Origin of the sequence: Streptomyces sp. WZ.A104 (assembly GCF_002382885.1) — a bacterium.
Lineage (GTDB): Bacteria > Actinomycetota > Actinomycetes > Streptomycetales > Streptomycetaceae > Streptomyces.
The window spans coordinates 1-14978 of the sequence record NZ_NWVL01000118.1 but is presented as its reverse complement, the minus strand read 5'-3'; the positions used below and the strand labels follow the sequence as shown (position 1 = coordinate 14978).

12 protein-coding genes are annotated in these 14978 nt (G+C 71.7%); 3 read left to right on the top strand and 9 right to left on the bottom strand.

The genetic code is table 11. The features are described from left to right. Positions 1 to 113 precede the first annotated feature (113 nt). A complete protein-coding gene (locus CIB93_RS35290) occupies positions 114 to 632 on the top strand; it encodes a ferritin-like domain-containing protein (RefSeq protein ID WP_096632877.1) in 519 nt (172 codons plus the stop codon). A gap of 31 nt (positions 633 to 663) precedes the next feature. Beyond that, complete coding sequence (locus tag CIB93_RS35285; RefSeq protein WP_096632876.1) at positions 664 to 1587, top strand: aminoglycoside phosphotransferase family protein; 924 nt, start codon at positions 664 to 666, stop codon at positions 1585 to 1587. A 60-nt stretch (positions 1588 to 1647) separates the two neighbouring features. Here the strand turns inward: CIB93_RS35285 and CIB93_RS35280 are convergent, their stop codons facing one another. From CIB93_RS35280 to CIB93_RS35245, 8 genes are all read right to left on the bottom strand, one after another. Continuing rightward, positions 1648 to 3351 carry a proline--tRNA ligase gene (locus CIB93_RS35280; RefSeq protein WP_096632875.1) on the bottom strand — a complete coding sequence of 568 codons (1704 nt, stop codon included), beginning with the start codon at positions 3349 to 3351 and terminating at the stop codon, positions 1648 to 1650. Positions 3352 to 3426: 75 nt separating this feature from the next. Then, the gene (locus CIB93_RS35275; protein WP_096632874.1) at positions 3427 to 3987 is read right to left on the bottom strand and encodes a GNAT family N-acetyltransferase; all 561 of its coding nucleotides are present in this window, start codon (positions 3985 to 3987) and stop codon (positions 3427 to 3429) included. Positions 3988 to 4023: 36 nt separating this feature from the next. After that, positions 4024 to 4866: a GNAT family N-acetyltransferase gene (locus CIB93_RS35270; protein ID WP_096632873.1), complete on the bottom strand. Its 843-nt coding sequence runs from the start codon at positions 4864 to 4866 to the stop codon at positions 4024 to 4026. A gap of 155 nt (positions 4867 to 5021) precedes the next feature. Continuing rightward, positions 5022 to 6176 (bottom strand): flavodoxin-dependent (E)-4-hydroxy-3-methylbut-2-enyl-diphosphate synthase, encoded by a 1155-nt coding sequence (gene ispG / locus CIB93_RS35265; protein ID WP_096632872.1) that lies wholly within the window; start codon positions 6174 to 6176, stop codon positions 5022 to 5024. 195 nt (positions 6177 to 6371) lie between these two features. Beyond that, positions 6372 to 7682 (bottom strand): RIP metalloprotease, encoded by a 1311-nt coding sequence (locus CIB93_RS35260; protein WP_096632871.1) that lies wholly within the window; start codon positions 7680 to 7682, stop codon positions 6372 to 6374. Continuing rightward, positions 7679 to 8932: a 1-deoxy-D-xylulose-5-phosphate reductoisomerase gene (dxr, locus tag CIB93_RS35255; RefSeq protein WP_096632878.1), complete on the bottom strand. Its 1254-nt coding sequence runs from the start codon at positions 8930 to 8932 to the stop codon at positions 7679 to 7681. The genes CIB93_RS35260 and dxr overlap by 4 nt, the downstream gene beginning before the upstream one ends. Before the next feature lie 70 nt (positions 8933 to 9002). Beyond that, on the bottom strand, positions 9003 to 10244 hold the full coding sequence (gene aroA, locus CIB93_RS35250; RefSeq protein ID WP_096632870.1) for a 3-phosphoshikimate 1-carboxyvinyltransferase: 1242 nt from the start codon (positions 10242 to 10244) through the stop codon (positions 9003 to 9005). Positions 10245 to 10338: 94 nt separating this feature from the next. After that, positions 10339 to 12294, bottom strand: a complete 1956-nt coding sequence (locus tag CIB93_RS35245; RefSeq protein WP_096632869.1) for an acyl-CoA dehydrogenase family protein — start codon at positions 12292 to 12294, stop codon at positions 10339 to 10341. Between the two features lie 379 nt (positions 12295 to 12673). Here CIB93_RS35245 and CIB93_RS38325 point away from each other — a divergent pair, with 379 nt between their 5' ends. Next, positions 12674 to 13189 carry a hypothetical protein gene (locus CIB93_RS38325; protein WP_179500358.1) on the top strand — a complete coding sequence of 172 codons (516 nt, stop codon included), beginning with the start codon at positions 12674 to 12676 and terminating at the stop codon, positions 13187 to 13189. Positions 13190 to 13327: 138 nt separating this feature from the next. On the opposite strand, the gene CIB93_RS35235 is transcribed toward CIB93_RS38325, so the two are convergent. Continuing rightward, positions 13328 to 14773, bottom strand: coding sequence for an aldehyde dehydrogenase family protein (locus CIB93_RS35235; RefSeq protein ID WP_096632868.1), 1446 nt, complete (start codon positions 14771 to 14773; stop codon positions 13328 to 13330). Positions 14774 to 14978 lie beyond the last annotated feature (205 nt).

Sequence of the window (14978 nt, the reverse complement as noted above, 5' to 3'; positions counted from 1 at the left end):
GGCGGCCAGGTGGCCAGAACCATCAAGGGCAACCGCATGAAAGCCATACCCGGCGTCTCTGGGTCTCTGGACCTTACGACGGCCCGTCCAACCCACGAACAAGGTAGGACCGCATGAGCACCCGTACCGCCCGGCCGCCGAAGGGCGACTCTCCCTCCCCCGAGCTGACCGCCGCCCAGGCGGCTCTGGCCGCCGAGCACGCCTCCGTCTACGGCTACAGCACGCTGGGCGGCCTCCTCGACGGGAAGCGGCGCTCGGAGGCGGACGCGGCGTACGACGGGCACCGCGCGCGCCGGGACGCGCTGTCCCGCACCGTGCGGGACCTGGGCGGTACGCCGGTGGCGGCCGAGGCCGCGTACGCTCTGCCGTTCGCGGTCTCTGACGCCCCGGCGGCGGAGCGGCTCGCCGCGGTGCTGGAGGACCGGGTCGCGGGCGTCTACGCCGATCTCGTACGGGCTTGCGAGGGCCCGCTGCGCAAGGAGGCCGCGGGCGCGCTGCGCGAGGCCGCGGTGCGGTCGGCCCGCTGGCGGGGCGGCAACGTAGCCTTTCCGGGGCTCGCCGAGCGGGCCGCCGGTGCGGATCCGGCCGCGACGGGCCCCGTGGAGGCCGCGGGCGCGGACGGGACGCGCTGATCCGAAGGACCGGAAAGGGAACACACGACGTATGGGTTTTGAACCGCCGCAGCGCCTGGTGCGCGCGCTCGGCGAGATGTACGGGGACGAGGCGACGGCCGACTGGCTGGACCGGCTCCCCGCACTGGCCGAACGGGTGCTGGACACCGCCGGAGGGGACCTCACCGTCGAACGGGTGGCCGCCCCGGGCGGGCGCAGCTCCCTGGTGGTCCTGGTGCACCGCGCCGACGGGACCCCGGCCGCGCTGAAGCTGGCCCCGCCGGTCGCCGGGCCGGAGCTGGAGCGGGCGGCGCTGGAGCACTGGGGCGGCTGGGGTGCGGTGCGGCTGCTGGACGCCCCGGCCGGAGCACTCGACGCGCACGGCGCGCTGCTGCTGGAGCGGCTGCACCACGAGGTGTCACTGCGTTCGCTGCCGGAGGCGAAGGCCCAGCTGGAGGCGGCGGGCACGCTGCGGCGGCTGTGGGTGGAGCCCCCGGCAGGGCACTCCTTCGAGAGCGTGGCCGAGCGGACCGTGCGCCAGAGCGCCGGGATGCGGGCGGCCGCCGAGGCCGATCCGGAGCTGGCCCCGCTGGTCGGCGCGGCGCTCGCGGCGCGGGCCGAGCTGGTCGGAGCGTCTCCCGAACTCCTGCTGCTGCACGGCAACTTCCGGCAGAGCAAGGTCCTGGCCGGGGAGCGTGCGCCGTGGCTGACGGTGGGTCCGGAGCCGTTGGTGGGCGAGCGCGCCTATGACCTGGCGCGGCTGGTGCGGGACCGGGTGGAGGATCTGATCGCCTCTCCCGGCGGCCCGGCGACAGCGCGGCGGCGGGTCAAGAAGCTGGCGGAGTCGCTGGAGGTGGAGCAGGCCCGGCTGCACGGCTGGACGCTGTTCCGGGCGGTGGAGTCGGGAACCCGGGCGCTGGCCGAGGGCCGACGGCAGATCGGCGAACTGACCCTGGAGTTCGCGGGCTGGCTGTAGCCCCTCCCCTTACGGCGAAGGCCCCCGCGCACGGTGCGCGGGGGCCTTCTTCGTGTGTGCTCAGCCGAGGTCGGCGGTGAGGCGGGCGATCGCCTCGTCCACCGTCAGCTCCTCGCGCTCGCCGGTGCGACGGTCCTTCAGCTCCAGGACGCCGTCGGCCGAGCGGCGGCCCGCGACGAGGATCTTGGGCACGCCGATGAGCTCGGAGTCGGTGAACTTCACGCCGGGCGAGACACCGGGGCGGTCGTCGACCAGGACGCGCAGGCCCGCCGCGTTGAGCTTCTCCGAGACCTCCAGGGCCAGTTCCGTCTGGAGGGCCTTGCCCGCGGCCACGACGTGGACGTCGGCCGGGGCGATCTCGCGGGGCCAGCACAGGCCCTTGTCGTCGGCGGTCTGCTCGGTGAGGGCGGCCACGGCGCGGGAGACGCCGATGCCGTACGAGCCCATCGTGACGCGGACGGGCTTGCCCTGCTGGCCGAGCACGTCGAGCTGGAAGGTGTCGGCGTACTTGCGGCCCAGCTGGAAGATGTGGCCGATCTCGATGGCGCGGTCCAGGGTGAGGCCGGTGCCGCAGGCGGGGCAGGGGTCGCCCTCCTCGACCACGACGACGTCCAGATACTCGTCGACCTCGAAGTCACGGCCCGCGACGACGTTCTTGGCGTGCTTGCCCTCCTTGTTGGCTCCGGTGATCCAGGCGGTGCCGGGGGCGACGCGGGGGTCCGCGAGGTAACGGACCTTCTCCAGGCCCTGGGGGCCGACGTAGCCGCGTACGAGGTCGTCGCGGCCGACGAAGTCCTCGGCGGTGACCAGCTCGACGACGGCGGGCGCCAGGTGCTCGCCGAGCTTGCCGAGGTCGACCTCGCGGTGGCCGGGGACGCCGACGGCGACGATCTCGCCGTCCACCTTGACCAGGAGGTTCTTCAGGGTGGCCGAGGCGGGGACGCCCAGGTGCTCGGCGAGGGTCTCGATGGTCGGGGTGTCGGGGGTGTCCAGCTCCTCGACCGCGCCGTGCGCCGAGCCGTCGACCGGGGCGAGCGCGAAGGTCACGGCCTCGGTGTTGGCGGCGTAGTCGCAGTTCGGGCAGTCCGCGAAGGTGTCCTCACCGGCGGCCGCGGGGGCGAGGAACTCCTCGGAGGCGGAGCCGCCCATGGCGCCGGAGACGGCCGAGACGATGCGGTGGTCCAGACCCAGGCGCTCGAAGATCTTGATGTACGCGGCCCGGTGCAGGGCGTAGGAGTGCGCGAGGCCCTCGTCGGTGGTGTCGAAGCTGTACGAGTCCTTCATCTGGAACTCGCGGCCGCGGAGCACGCCGGAGCGGGGACGGGCCTCGTCGCGGTACTTCGTCTGGATCTGGTAGAGCATCACCGGCAGGTCCTTGTAGGACGTGCACTGGTCCTTGACCGTCTGCGTGAAGATCTCCTCGTGGGTCGGGCCGAGGAGGTAGTCGCCGCCCTTGCGGTCCTTGAGGCGGAAGAGGAGGTCGCCGTACTCCTCCCAGCGGCCCGACGCCTCGTAGGGCTCCTTGGGCAGCAGGGCGGGCAGCAGGACTTCCTGGGCGCCGATGGCGTCCATCTCCTCGCGGACCACGTTCGAGATGTTGTCCAGGACCTTCTTGCCGAGCGGCAGCCAGGTCCAGATGCCGGCCGCGTTGCGGCGCACGTACCCGGCGCGGACCAGCAGCTTGTGGCTGAGCGTCTCGGCGTCCGCCGGGTCGTCGCGCAGTGTCTTGATCATCAATCGGGACATGCGCTGGACCTGGGCCATGGTGAACTCCTGCTCGCAAGGGTGGTGAGCCCGAGGTTAACCGGGCGGTGCGGGCAGGCGGAAATCCATAACGCCCTACCGCAACAGCGGCAGGGGGGCGCCCATGACCGCGTACGGCTGCGGGGCGCTCGGGAAGACCACCTGGCGGGCCAGGTCGCGGTAGCCGAGGGCGCGGTACAGGGCACGGGCCGGGCTGTCCTTGTCGATGGCGGAGAGGATCGACCGGGGCTGGTCGACGGCGTCGGTGATCGTGGTGATCAGCGTGCGGCCGATACCGCGCTGCTGATGGCCGGGGTGGACGTGCAGCTCGGTGATGACGAAGGAGTCGTCGAGCCAGCCGTCGGAGCCGGTGGCCCGCAGATAGGGCTCGACGACGGTGGACCACCACTGGGCGCGGTCGTTGGGCAGCCCGTAGACGAAGCCGACGAGCCGTCCTTCGGGGGTGAGGGCGCCGAGGGCGCGGGCGTGGGGGTGCTCCAGGTGCCTGAGGACGATGTGGCGGCGTACGTCGATCTCGTCCTGGGTGAGCCCGAAGGCGGCCGCCTGGACGAGCAGGGCTTCGTCGACACGGGCGGCCAGGTCGACGGGGCCGATCTCGACGTCGGGTGCTGCGGAGCCTTCTCCGGGGACTGCCATGCGGGAACCCTACTGGCCCAGGGGTTGTCCGGCGGATCAGAACAGGACGCTCATGAACGCGCCGGTCTCACGGAAGCCGACGCGGTGGTAGGCCCTGCGGGCGGGGGTGTTGTAGTCGTTCACGTACAGGCTGACGACGGGGGCGACGTCGGCCAGGGCGTAGCGCAGGACGGCGGCCATGCCGGTCTCGGATAGGCCCTTGCCCCGGTGTTCCGGGGCGACCCAGACGCCCTGGATCTGGCAGGCCTGGGGGGTGGCGGCGCCGATCTCCGCCTTGAAGACGACCTTGCCGTCGTCGATGCGGGCGAAGGAGCGTCCGGCGCCGACGAGTTCGGCGACGCGGGCCTGGTAGAGGAGTCCGCCGTCCCCGGCGAGCGGCGAGATGCCGACCTCCTCGGTGAACATGGCGACGCAGGCCGGCATGAGGACCTCCGTCTCGTCCTTGCGGATGCGGCGGACGAGCGGGTCGGGGGTGATGTCGGCGGAAGGGCTTTCGGTGACCATGAGCGGCTGGTTGGCGCGGACCTCGCGGGCGGGGCCCCAGCTCGGTTCGAGGTGCCGCCACAGCAGGGCGGTGGGTTCGGCGGGTCCGACGATGGAGGAGCAGCGGCGCCCGGCCCGGCGGGCCCGGTCGGCGAAGGCCCGGACGGCCTCGGGTCCGGCGCAGATGGGGACGAGGTTGGCGCCGGAGTAGCACAGGGAGCGGAGCCTGCCGTCGGCGTACCAGCCCCACATCTCCCCGCCGAGGCGCCAGGCGTCGAGCCCCGCGACCTGGACGCGGGACGTCACAAAGGCGTTGGCCACGGGCTCGCTCTCCAGGATGGCGAGCGCTGCGCCGAGGTCGCTGGGTTCGAGGACCCGGGTGGTGGTCTGCGTCAACACGAGGGGGCCTCACCATGCGGTCTGCTGATTTCCGCACTGTACCCAACAAGCCCCTCGAACGCCGCCCGGGTCCGCGAGAGGGCCTCTCACCACACCGCCGCCCCGCCGGGCGCGGGGCCCGGCGGGGCGGTGAGGACGGGGGAAAGCCGAGGTCAGCTGATAGAGACCTCGGGTTCGCCGGACGGGATGCCGTCCTTCTCCATCTGCTCGGCGATCTTCATGGCCTCTTCGATCAGGGTCTCGACGATCTTCGACTCGGGGACGGTCTTGATGACCTCGCCCTTGACGAAGATCTGGCCCTTGCCGTTGCCGGAGGCGACGCCGAGGTCGGCCTCGCGGGCCTCGCCGGGGCCGTTGACGACGCAGCCCATCACCGCGACGCGGAGCGGGACCTCCATGCCGTCGAGCCCGGCGCTGACCTGGTCGGCGAGCTTGTAGACGTCGACCTGGGCGCGGCCGCAGGAGGGGCAGGAGACGATCTCCAGGCGGCGCTGCTTCAGGTTCAGCGCCTCCAGGATCTGGAGTCCGACCTTGACCTCCTCGGCCGGCGGGGCCGAGAGGGAGACGCGGATGGTGTCGCCGATGCCCTCGGAGAGCAGCGCGCCGAACGCGACGGCCGACTTGATGGTGCCCTGGAACGCAGGCCCGGCCTCGGTGACGCCGAGGTGCAGGGGGTAGTCGCTCTGGGCGGCGAGCTGGCGGTAGGCGTTGACCATCACGACCGGGTCGTTGTGCTTGACCGAGATCTTGATGTCGCCGAAGCCGTGCTCCTCGAAGAGGGACGCCTCCCAGAGGGCCGACTCGACGAGAGCCTCGGGCGTGGCCTTGCCGTACTTCTTCAGGAGCCGCGCGTCCAGGGAGCCGGCGTTGACGCCGATCCGGATCGGCGTGCGGGTCTCGCCCGCCGCCTTCGCGATCTCCTTGACCTTGTCGTCGAACTGCTTGATGTTGCCCGGGTTCACCCGGACCGCCGCGCAGCCCGCGTCGATGGCCGCGAAGACGTACTTCGGCTGGAAGTGGATGTCCGCGATCACCGGGATCTGGGACTTCTTCGCGATCGTGGCGAGGGCGTCGGCGTCGTCCTGCGTGGGGCAGGCCACGCGCACGATCTGGCAGCCGGACGCCGTCAGCTCGGCGATCTGCTGGAGCGTGGCGCCGATGTCCGAGGTGCGCGTCGTCGTCATCGACTGCACCGAGACGGGCGCGTCACCGCCGACCGCGACCGAGCCGACCTGGATCTGTCGGCTGACCCTTCGGTCGGCGAGCTTGGTCGGAACGGCCGGCATTCCGAGAGAAATCGCAGTCATGCGCTGTGCATCCCCAAGGTGTGGATCAAGGTCCCGATTTCGGCGGGCTCCAGCCTCCGAGGTTACGGCACCGGAGCCCGGGCACACGCACCATGTCGACATGTCCACCCCTTCGTGGGCGGCCGGACACGACATGTGTGCCCGGCCGTCACCTGTGGGGCGAATGGGACGATCAGCTGTTCTCCACCGGGGCGGTCAGCTGATCCTGACCGGGTTCACGATGTCGGCCACCAGGACCAGCAGCGTGAAGCAGATGAAGAGTCCGGCGACCACGTAGGCGACCGGCATCAGCTTGGCCACGTCGAACGGACCCGGGTCCGGGCGCCGGAAGACCCTGGCCACATTGCGCCGCAACGACTCCCACAGAGCGCCCGCGATATGCCCGCCGTCCAGCGGGAGCAGCGGCAACATGTTGAACAGGAACAGCGACAGGTTGAAGCCCGCCAGCAGGAACAGCATCATCGCGACCTGGTTCTGGGCCGGGATGTCGAGGTTCATCACCTCACCGCCGATCCGGGCCGCGCCCACCACGCCGACCGGTGAGTCGTCGGCGCGCTGGCCGTCGCTGAAGGCGGCGTCCCACAGGGCCGGGATCTTGGAGGGCAGGGCGATGATCGCGTCGACGCCGTTCTCGATCATGTCGCCCATACGGACGACGGAGTCGCCGAAGGAGAGCGGCACGATCTCGGTCTGGGCGGCGAAGCCCAGGTAGCCCGCCTTGATGTACTGGTCGGGGATGACCTCGCCATCGGCGTCCTTCTTCGCGACGGCGTTCTCGCGCAGGACGGCGTTGAGGGTGACCTCCTGGCCACCGCGCTCGACGGTGATCGTGGCGGGGCCGATGGTCCCGCGGATGCGGTCCGAGAGCGTCGCCCAGTCGTCGACCCGTTGCCCGTCGAAGGCGACGATCTTGTCGCCCTCCTTCAGGCCCGCGGCCTTGGCCGGGGAGACCGGGTCGCTGTCCTTGCAGGTGTCGCGCTTGTCGCTCTGCGAGATGACGCACTGCTGGACGCCCGCGACCTCGGTGGTCTGGGTCTGGAAGCCGAAGGTCATCGCGACGCCCATGAAGATCGCGACCGCGAGGACCAGGTTCATGAACGGCCCGGCGAACATCACGATGACGCGCTTCCACGGCTTGCGCGTGTAGAAGAGCCGCTTCTCGTCGCCGGGTTCCAGCTCCTCGTACGCGGCGGAGCGGGCGTCCTCGATCATGCCGCGCCACGGTGAGGTGGAACGGGCCTCAAGGCGGCCGTCGGCGCCGGGCGGGAACATCCCGATCATGCGGATGTAGCCGCCCGCCGGGATGGCCTTGATGCCGTACTCGGTGTCGCCCTTCTTCTTCGACCAGAGAGTCGGGCCGAATCCGACCATGTACTGCGGGACCCGGATGCCGAACATCTTGGCCGTGGAGAGGTGGCCCAGCTCGTGCCAGGCGATGGAGAAGAGCAGACCCACGACGAAGACGGCGATCCCCAGGACCGTCAGCAGGATCGAAGTCAGACTCATGCGCGCGCCTCCGCTGTCGCTTTCGCCGAGAGTTCCCGGGCCCGTGCGCGGGCCCACGTTTCCGCTTCGAGGACGTCCGCGACGCTGAGCGAGGTTCCCGGGGCGGGGGTGCCGTGTTCGGACACCACAGCCGTGACCGTATCCATGATTCCGTTGAAGGGCAGCTGTCCGGCGAGGAAAGCGTCGACGCATTCCTCGTTCGCCGCATTGAAAACGGCGGGCGCGGTGCCGCCGAGCCCGCCGACGTGCCGGGCGAGACCGACGGACGGGAAGGCCTCGGTGTCCAGCGGGAAGAACTCCCAGCTGGAGGCCTTCGTCCAGTCGAAGGCGGGGGCGGCGTCCGGGATGCGCTCGGGCCAGCCGAGGCCGATGGCGATGGGTCCGCGCATGTCGGGCGGGGTGGCCTGGGCGAGCGTGGAGCCGTCGCTGAACTCGACCATGGAGTGGACGTAGGACTGCGGGTGGACCACGACCTCGATCCGGTCGAAGGGGATGTCGTAGAGGAGGTGCGCCTCGATGACCTCAAGACCCTTGTTGACCAGGGTCGCGGAGTTGATCGTGATGACCGGGCCCATCGCCCAGGTGGGATGGGCGAGGGCCTGCTCCCGGGTGACGTCGGCCAGCTCCTCGCGCGTACGGCCCCGGAAGGGTCCGCCGGAGGCGGTGACGACGAGCCTGCGGACGTCGGCGCGGGTGCCCGCGGCCAGCGCCTGGAAGAGGGCAGCGTGCTCGGAGTCGACCGGGATGATCTGGCCGGGGGCGGCGAGCGCCTTCACCAGCGGGCCGCCGACGATCAGCGACTCCTTGTTGGCGAGGGCGAGCGTGCGGCCCGCCTTCAGGGCGGCCAGGGTCGGGGCGAGCCCGATGGAGCCGGTGATGCCGTTGAGCACGGTGTGGCAGGCGCTCGCGGCGAGGGTGGTGGCCGCGTCGGGTCCGGCCAGGATCTCGGGCAGCGGTTCGCCCGCCCCGTACTGTTCCCGCAGCGCCTCGCGCAGGGCGGGGACCGCGTCCTCGGCGGCGACCGCGACCGTGTCCACCCGCAGCAGGCGGGCCTGCTCGGCCAGCAGGGCGACCCGGCCGCCCGCGGCCGAGAGCGCGGTGACCCGGAAGCGGTCGGGGTTGCGCAGGACCAGGTCGATGGCCTGAGTGCCGATGGACCCGGTGGAGCCGAGGATCACAAGATCCCGGCGGCCGTCCGCGGCATCGAAGACGAGATGCGGATCGGCGAGGGGTGCGGGGCTGTCGCTCATGCCCCCCATTGTTGCCGCTCCCGCTGTGTGCGCGGACAGCGCGTCCCGGTGGGGCGCGCGGTCGGCGCCTTCAGCGCCCTTCGAGGGCGTGCGCGAAGTCCGCGAACACCTCGTGGAAGCGCGGGAAGGTCTTGCGTACGCAGCCGGGGTCGTCGTACGTCAGACCGGGGGTGCGCAGTCCGGCGACGGCGAAGGACATGGCGATGCGGTGGTCGCCGTGGGTCGCGATCCCGGCGGGCTTCGGCATACCGGGGTGGATCTCGATCCAGTCGGGGCCGGTGTGCACGGTGATGCCCATGCGGCGCAGGTTCTCGGCGCACGCCTCCAGCCGGTCGCACTCCTTGACCCTGGTGTTGGCGACGTCCTCGATCCGTACGGGCCCGTCCGCGTGGGGCGCGATGGCGGCGAGGGTGGGCATGGTGTCGGAGATGTCGCGCATGTTGACGGTGAGCCCGCGCAGCCGGCCGGTGGAGCGGACGGTGGTGGCGTCGGCGCCGACCGCCACTTCGGCGCCCATCGCGCGCAGGACGTCGACGAAGCGCAGGTCGCCCTGGAGCGCGCCGGCGCCGAGGCCGGGGACGGTGACCTCGCGGCCGGTGAGGGCGGCCGCGGCGAAGAAGTAGCTCGCGGTGGAGGCGTCGGGCTCGACGGCGTAGGAGGTGGCCCGGTAGCGGCCGGGCAGGACGGTGAAGGTGTCGCCCTCGCGCAGCACGTCCACGCCGAAGCTCCGCATCATCGCGAGGGTGATCTCGACGTACGGGGCGGAGACCAGCTCGGTCACCTTGATCCGCAGCCCCTTCGCGGTGAGCGGTCCGAGCATCAGCAGGGCGGTGAGGTACTGGGACGACTCCCCCGCGTCCAGAGTGAGTTCGCCGCCCGTGATGCCGGTGGCCCGGACGGTCAGCGGGTGGTGCCCCTCGGCTCCCTCGTGGCGCAGGTCGACACCGAGGCCGGTGAGGGCCCGGGTGAGCGGGGCCAGCGGGCGGCGGCGCATCTGGGCGGAGGCGTCGAAGCGGTACGTGCCGGAGGCGGCGGCCGCGACGAGGGCGGGCAGGAAGCGGGCGGTGGTCGCGCCGTCACGGCAGTAGACGTCGGCCTCGGGGGCGGCGGGCCCGGCCGGGCGGCCCTCGATGTGCCAGCGGTCGGCCTCCTGGGTGACCCGGTACCCGAGGCTCCGGAGGCCTTCGGCGAACCCCTCGGTGTCGTCCGAGTGCAACGGGCGCAGGAGAGTAGTGGTGCCGTCGGCCGCGGCGGCCAGGAAGAGGGCGCGGGCGGTGACGGACTTGGAGCCGGGAAGGTCGATGAGGGTCACGGCGCCCATCCTGCCGGGCGGCGGGCGGGGCGAGGGGGTGCGTCCGGTGTGTGGACGGGGTGGACGCACCCCGGTCGGCCTCGGGCGACAGGCCTCAGCGCACCGGGCGGTGCTGGTTCTCCCGGACGGAGGGGCCGGGTGTCGCGTCCGCGATCCAGGGGCCTTCGCCGCTGGGGTCGATGACGCCCTCCTCCAGCCAGGTGTACATGCCGGACAGGACACCGTCGACCACGCGCCGGTCGAGGTCGTCGGTGTTGGACCACAGGCGGGTGAACAGCTCCTCCACCCGGATGCGGGCCTGCTCGCAGAAGGCGTCCGCGAGTTGGTAGGCCTCGCGGCCGTGCTCGCCCGCACCGCGCAGATGCTCGGCGCGGACACAGGCGGCGCTCATGGCGAAGAGTTCGGCGCCGATGTCGACGATCCGGCCGAGGAAGCCCTGCTTGGTCTCCATCCGGCCCTGCCAGCGGGACATGGCGTAGAAGGTGGAGCGGGCAAGCTTGCGGGAGGAGCGCTCGACGTACCGGAGGTGGCCGGAGAGGTCGCGGTGCCCCGCGGGGTGGAAGTCGGCGTACGTACCCGGGAGCTGGCCCGGTCCGGCGACCAGCTTGGGCAGCCAGCGGGCGTAGAACCCGGCGGCGTTCGCGCCCGCCCTCGCCTTGGCGGAGAGCGGCTTGTCGGGGTCGATGATGTCGCCCGCGACCTTGAGGTGGGCGTCGACGGCCTCGCGGGCGATCAGCAGGTGCATGATCTCGGTGGAGCCCTCGAAGATCCGGTTGATGCGCATGTCCCGGAGCATCTGCTCGGCCGGGACGGCCCGCTCACCACGGGCGGCCAGGGACTCGGCGGTCTCGAAGCCTCGGCCGCCGCGGATCTGGACCAGTTCGTCGGCGATCAGCCAGCCCGTCTCGGAGCCGTACAGCTTGGCGAGGGCGGCCTCGATACGGATGTCGTTGCGGTCCTCGTCGGCCATCTGCGAGGAGAGGTCGACGATGGCCTCCAGGGCGAAGGTGGTGGCCGCGATGAACGAGATCTTCTTGCCGACCGCCTCGTGCTGGGCGACGGGCCGGCCCCACTGCTCCCGTACGGCGGACCATTCGCGGGCGATCTTCAGCGACCACTTGCCCACGCCGACGCACATCGCGGGCAGCGAGAGGCGGCCGGTGTTGAGGGTGGTGAGGGCGATCTTCAGCCCGGCGCCCTCGGGCCCGATCCGGTGCGCGCCGGGCACCCGCACCTGGTGGAAGCGGGTGACGCCGTTCTCGATGCCGCGCAGCCCCATGAAGGCGTTGCGGTGCTCCACGGTGACGCCGGGGGCGTCCGCCTCGACGACGAAGGCGGTGATGCCTCCGGGGTGGCCCTCGGACGCGGGGACCCGGGCCATGACGACGAGCAGGTCGGCGACGACGCCGTTGGTGGTCCACAGCTTCACGCCGTCGAGGAGGTAGTCGGGCCCGTCGGGCACGGCGGAGGTGGCGAGGCGGGCGGGGTCGGAGCCGACGTCGGGCTCGGTGAGGAGGAAGGCGGAGATGTCGGTGGTGGCCAGCCGGGGCAGGAAGACGTCCTTCTGCTCCTGGGTGCCGAAGATCTTCAGCGGCTGCGGTACGCCGATCGACTGATGCGCGGAGAGCAGGGCGCCGATCGCGGGGCTGGCGGAGCCGACGAGAGCGAGCGCCTTGTTGTAGTACACCTGGGTGAGGCCGAGGCCGCCGTACTTGGTCTCGATCTTCATCCCGAGGGCGCCGAGCCGCTTGAGTCCGTCGATCACCTCGTCGGGGATCTTCGCATCGCGCTCGATCCGGGCGCTGTCGACCTTCGTCTCGCAGAACGCCCGCAGCCGCGCCAGGAACTCCTCGCCGCGCCTGATGTCGTCGGGCGGCGGCATGGGGTGCGGGTGGATCAGGTCGAGCCTGAGCCGCCCCAGGAACAGCTCCTTGGCGAAGCTGGGCTTGCGCCAGTCCTGCTCACGGGCGGCCTCGGCGACCCGCCGCGCTTCGCGTTCGGTGACCTTGGGGGCCTTGGGGACCTGGGGTGTGTTGTGTGGTGCGGACATGAGGGACCTCACCTCGCCGCTCGTCGCTGCTGCTACTGGGCTGCTTCTGGTCCGTATGTAACCCGTGTACCCGCTGATCGGCACCCGCACCAGCCCCCGCGCACGAGGCGGGACACCGGCTTCCTTCAGCCGAGCGGGCCGGGCACCAGGAGCGTCGGGGCGCTGTCCGGGGACTCGGGGCCTGCTGATCCGGGCATCGACCACTTCGTACGCGCACCCGGGTCGGGCAAGGCACCGTCACCACCTGGAGCAAGGGCCCCCGTTGACGATCGCGCCGGACCAGCCGATGAGCAGCACTCCTGGCCAGGTGCATGCCAGAAGTGACAGACTCCTGCGCAGCCACGAAGGGCACGAGGTCCGATACCTGGGGGGTATGAGGATGAACTGGTACAGACGTGTGGGGGTTGCGCTGACCGCATCGCTGCTGGGTGGGCTGATGGCCTCGGGCACGGCCGGCGCCGCGACACCGAAGGACGTGTGCGGCTGGACGAGCACGCCCGTGGGGTGGGTCGAGGTGAAGTACTGGGACAGCTCCCGGTGCGGCTCGACCGGCGGGGGCATGTACAACACGAAGCGGATCACGGACACCAGCGGCGTGGCCGCCGGCGGAACCGTGTCGGCGTGCACCTACAGCCCGATCCCGTCCGGGTTCCGCATCACCAGGTACTCGTCGGTCTCCGACTGCAATCGGAGCCGCGGCACCAGCGATTACCACAACCGGGTCGGGCTGGTGAATCTCGCCGGTCTCCCGAAGGGCACCACCAAGACCATCTGCGGCCTGTTCGAGGTGCCGGCCGGGTGGACCGTGCACAGCCGGTCCAAGTCCGTCGACTGCCAGCAGTACAAGTACGGATATCCCTCCAACGACAACACCATGACCATCCGCAAGTCCTGACCCGGTCCGTGCGGAGTGCGGCCTCGGTGGCCGCACTCCGCTCGGCATGGCGACCGCGGCGGTCCGCAGGGGTACGGTCGGCGGGCCCCGCCCGCGCTCGCTGTCCGGGCGGGGCGCGGGCGGGACCGTCCGGGGGTGTTACAGGGCGAGGCCGGTGAGGACCAGGACGCGCTCGTAGGTGTAGTCGTCCATGGCGTAGCGCACGCCCTCGCGGCCGACGCCGGACTGCTTGGCGCCGCCGTACGGCATCTGGTCGGCGCGGTACGAGGGGACGTCGCCGATGATCACGCCGCCGACCTCCAGGGCGCGGTGGGCGCGGAAGGCGGTCTGGAGGTCGTGGGTGAAGACCCCGGCCTGGAGGCCGTACTTGGAGGAGTTGACGGCCGCGAACGCCTCGCCCTCGCCGTCGACCTTCTGGAGGGACATGACCGGACCGAAGACCTCTTCGCAGGAGAGCGTCACGTCGTCGGGGAGACCGGCGAGCACGGTCGGGGCGTAGGTGGCCCCGTCGCGCTTGCCGCCGGTGAGCAGCTCGGCGCCGCCCTGGACGGCCTCGTCGACCCAGGACTCGACGCGCTTGGCCGCGTCCTCGCTGACGAGCGGGCCCACGTCGGTGGTGGCGTCGGCCGGGTCGCCGGTCACCAGCGCCTCGACGGCGGCGACGATCTTCGGGACGAGCCGGTCGTAGACCGAGGCGTCGGCGATGACGCGCTGCACCGAGATGCAGGACTGGCCGCCCTGGTAGTTGGAGAAGGTGGCGATCCGGGTCGCGGCCCAGTCGAGGTCCTCGTCGGAGGCGTAGTCGCCGAGGACGACCGCCGCGCCGTTGCCGCCGAGCTCCAGGGTGCAGTGCTTGCGGGGCACCGACTCCATGATCGCGTAGCCGACGGGGCCGGAGCCGGTGAAGGAGATGACCGGCAGCCGCTCGTCCTGGACCAGGGCGGGCATCTTGTCGTTCGGGACCGTCAGGACGGACCAGGAACCGGCCGGGAGATCCGTCTCGGCCAGCAGCTCACCCAGGATCAGGGCGGAGATCGGGGTGGCCGGGGCGGGCTTGAGGATGATCGGGGCGCCGACGGCGATGGCCGGGGCGACCTTGTGGGCGCTGAGGTTCAGCGGGAAGTTGAAGGGCGCGATGCCGAGGACGGCCCCGCGCGGGAAGCGCCGGACCAGCCCGAGCCGGCCGGTGCCGCCGAGGTCGGTGTCGAGCCGCTGGGCCTCGCCACCGTTGAACCGGCGGGCCTCCTCGGCCGCGAACCGGAACACGGACACGGCCCGGCCGACCTCGCCGCGGGCCCACTTGATCGGCTTGCCGTTCTCCGCCGAGATCAGCTGGGCGATCTCCTCGGTGCGCTCCGTCAGCCGCCGTACGACGTGGTCGAGGGCAGCGGCCCGTACGTGCGCCGGGGTCGCGGCGAACTCGTCGCGCACGGCGTGTGCGGCGGCGACGGCCTCCTCGACCTGGGCGTCGGTCGGCACGCTGACGGTGCCGACGAGGCGTCCGTCGTACGGGTTGGTGACGTCGAAGCTGTCCGCACCGGTGGCCTGGCGGCCGGCCAGCCAGAACGCGTGGGTGGAAGTCATGGAGGTTCCGGCCCTTCGGAGGTCGTGACGGGGATGGCGGGCGCCCGGAAGGCTCACCGCTGTGGTCCCACGGTAGGGCGGCAGGGGGCTGAGGACGTTTGTCCGGCGTGGAGCGGAGCGGGTGTCGGGTGCTCCGAATTGGCGGAGCGGGTGGCGGGTGGGGCGGGGCGTGGGTGGGGCGGGCGGGGCGTGGTGGGGCGGCCGG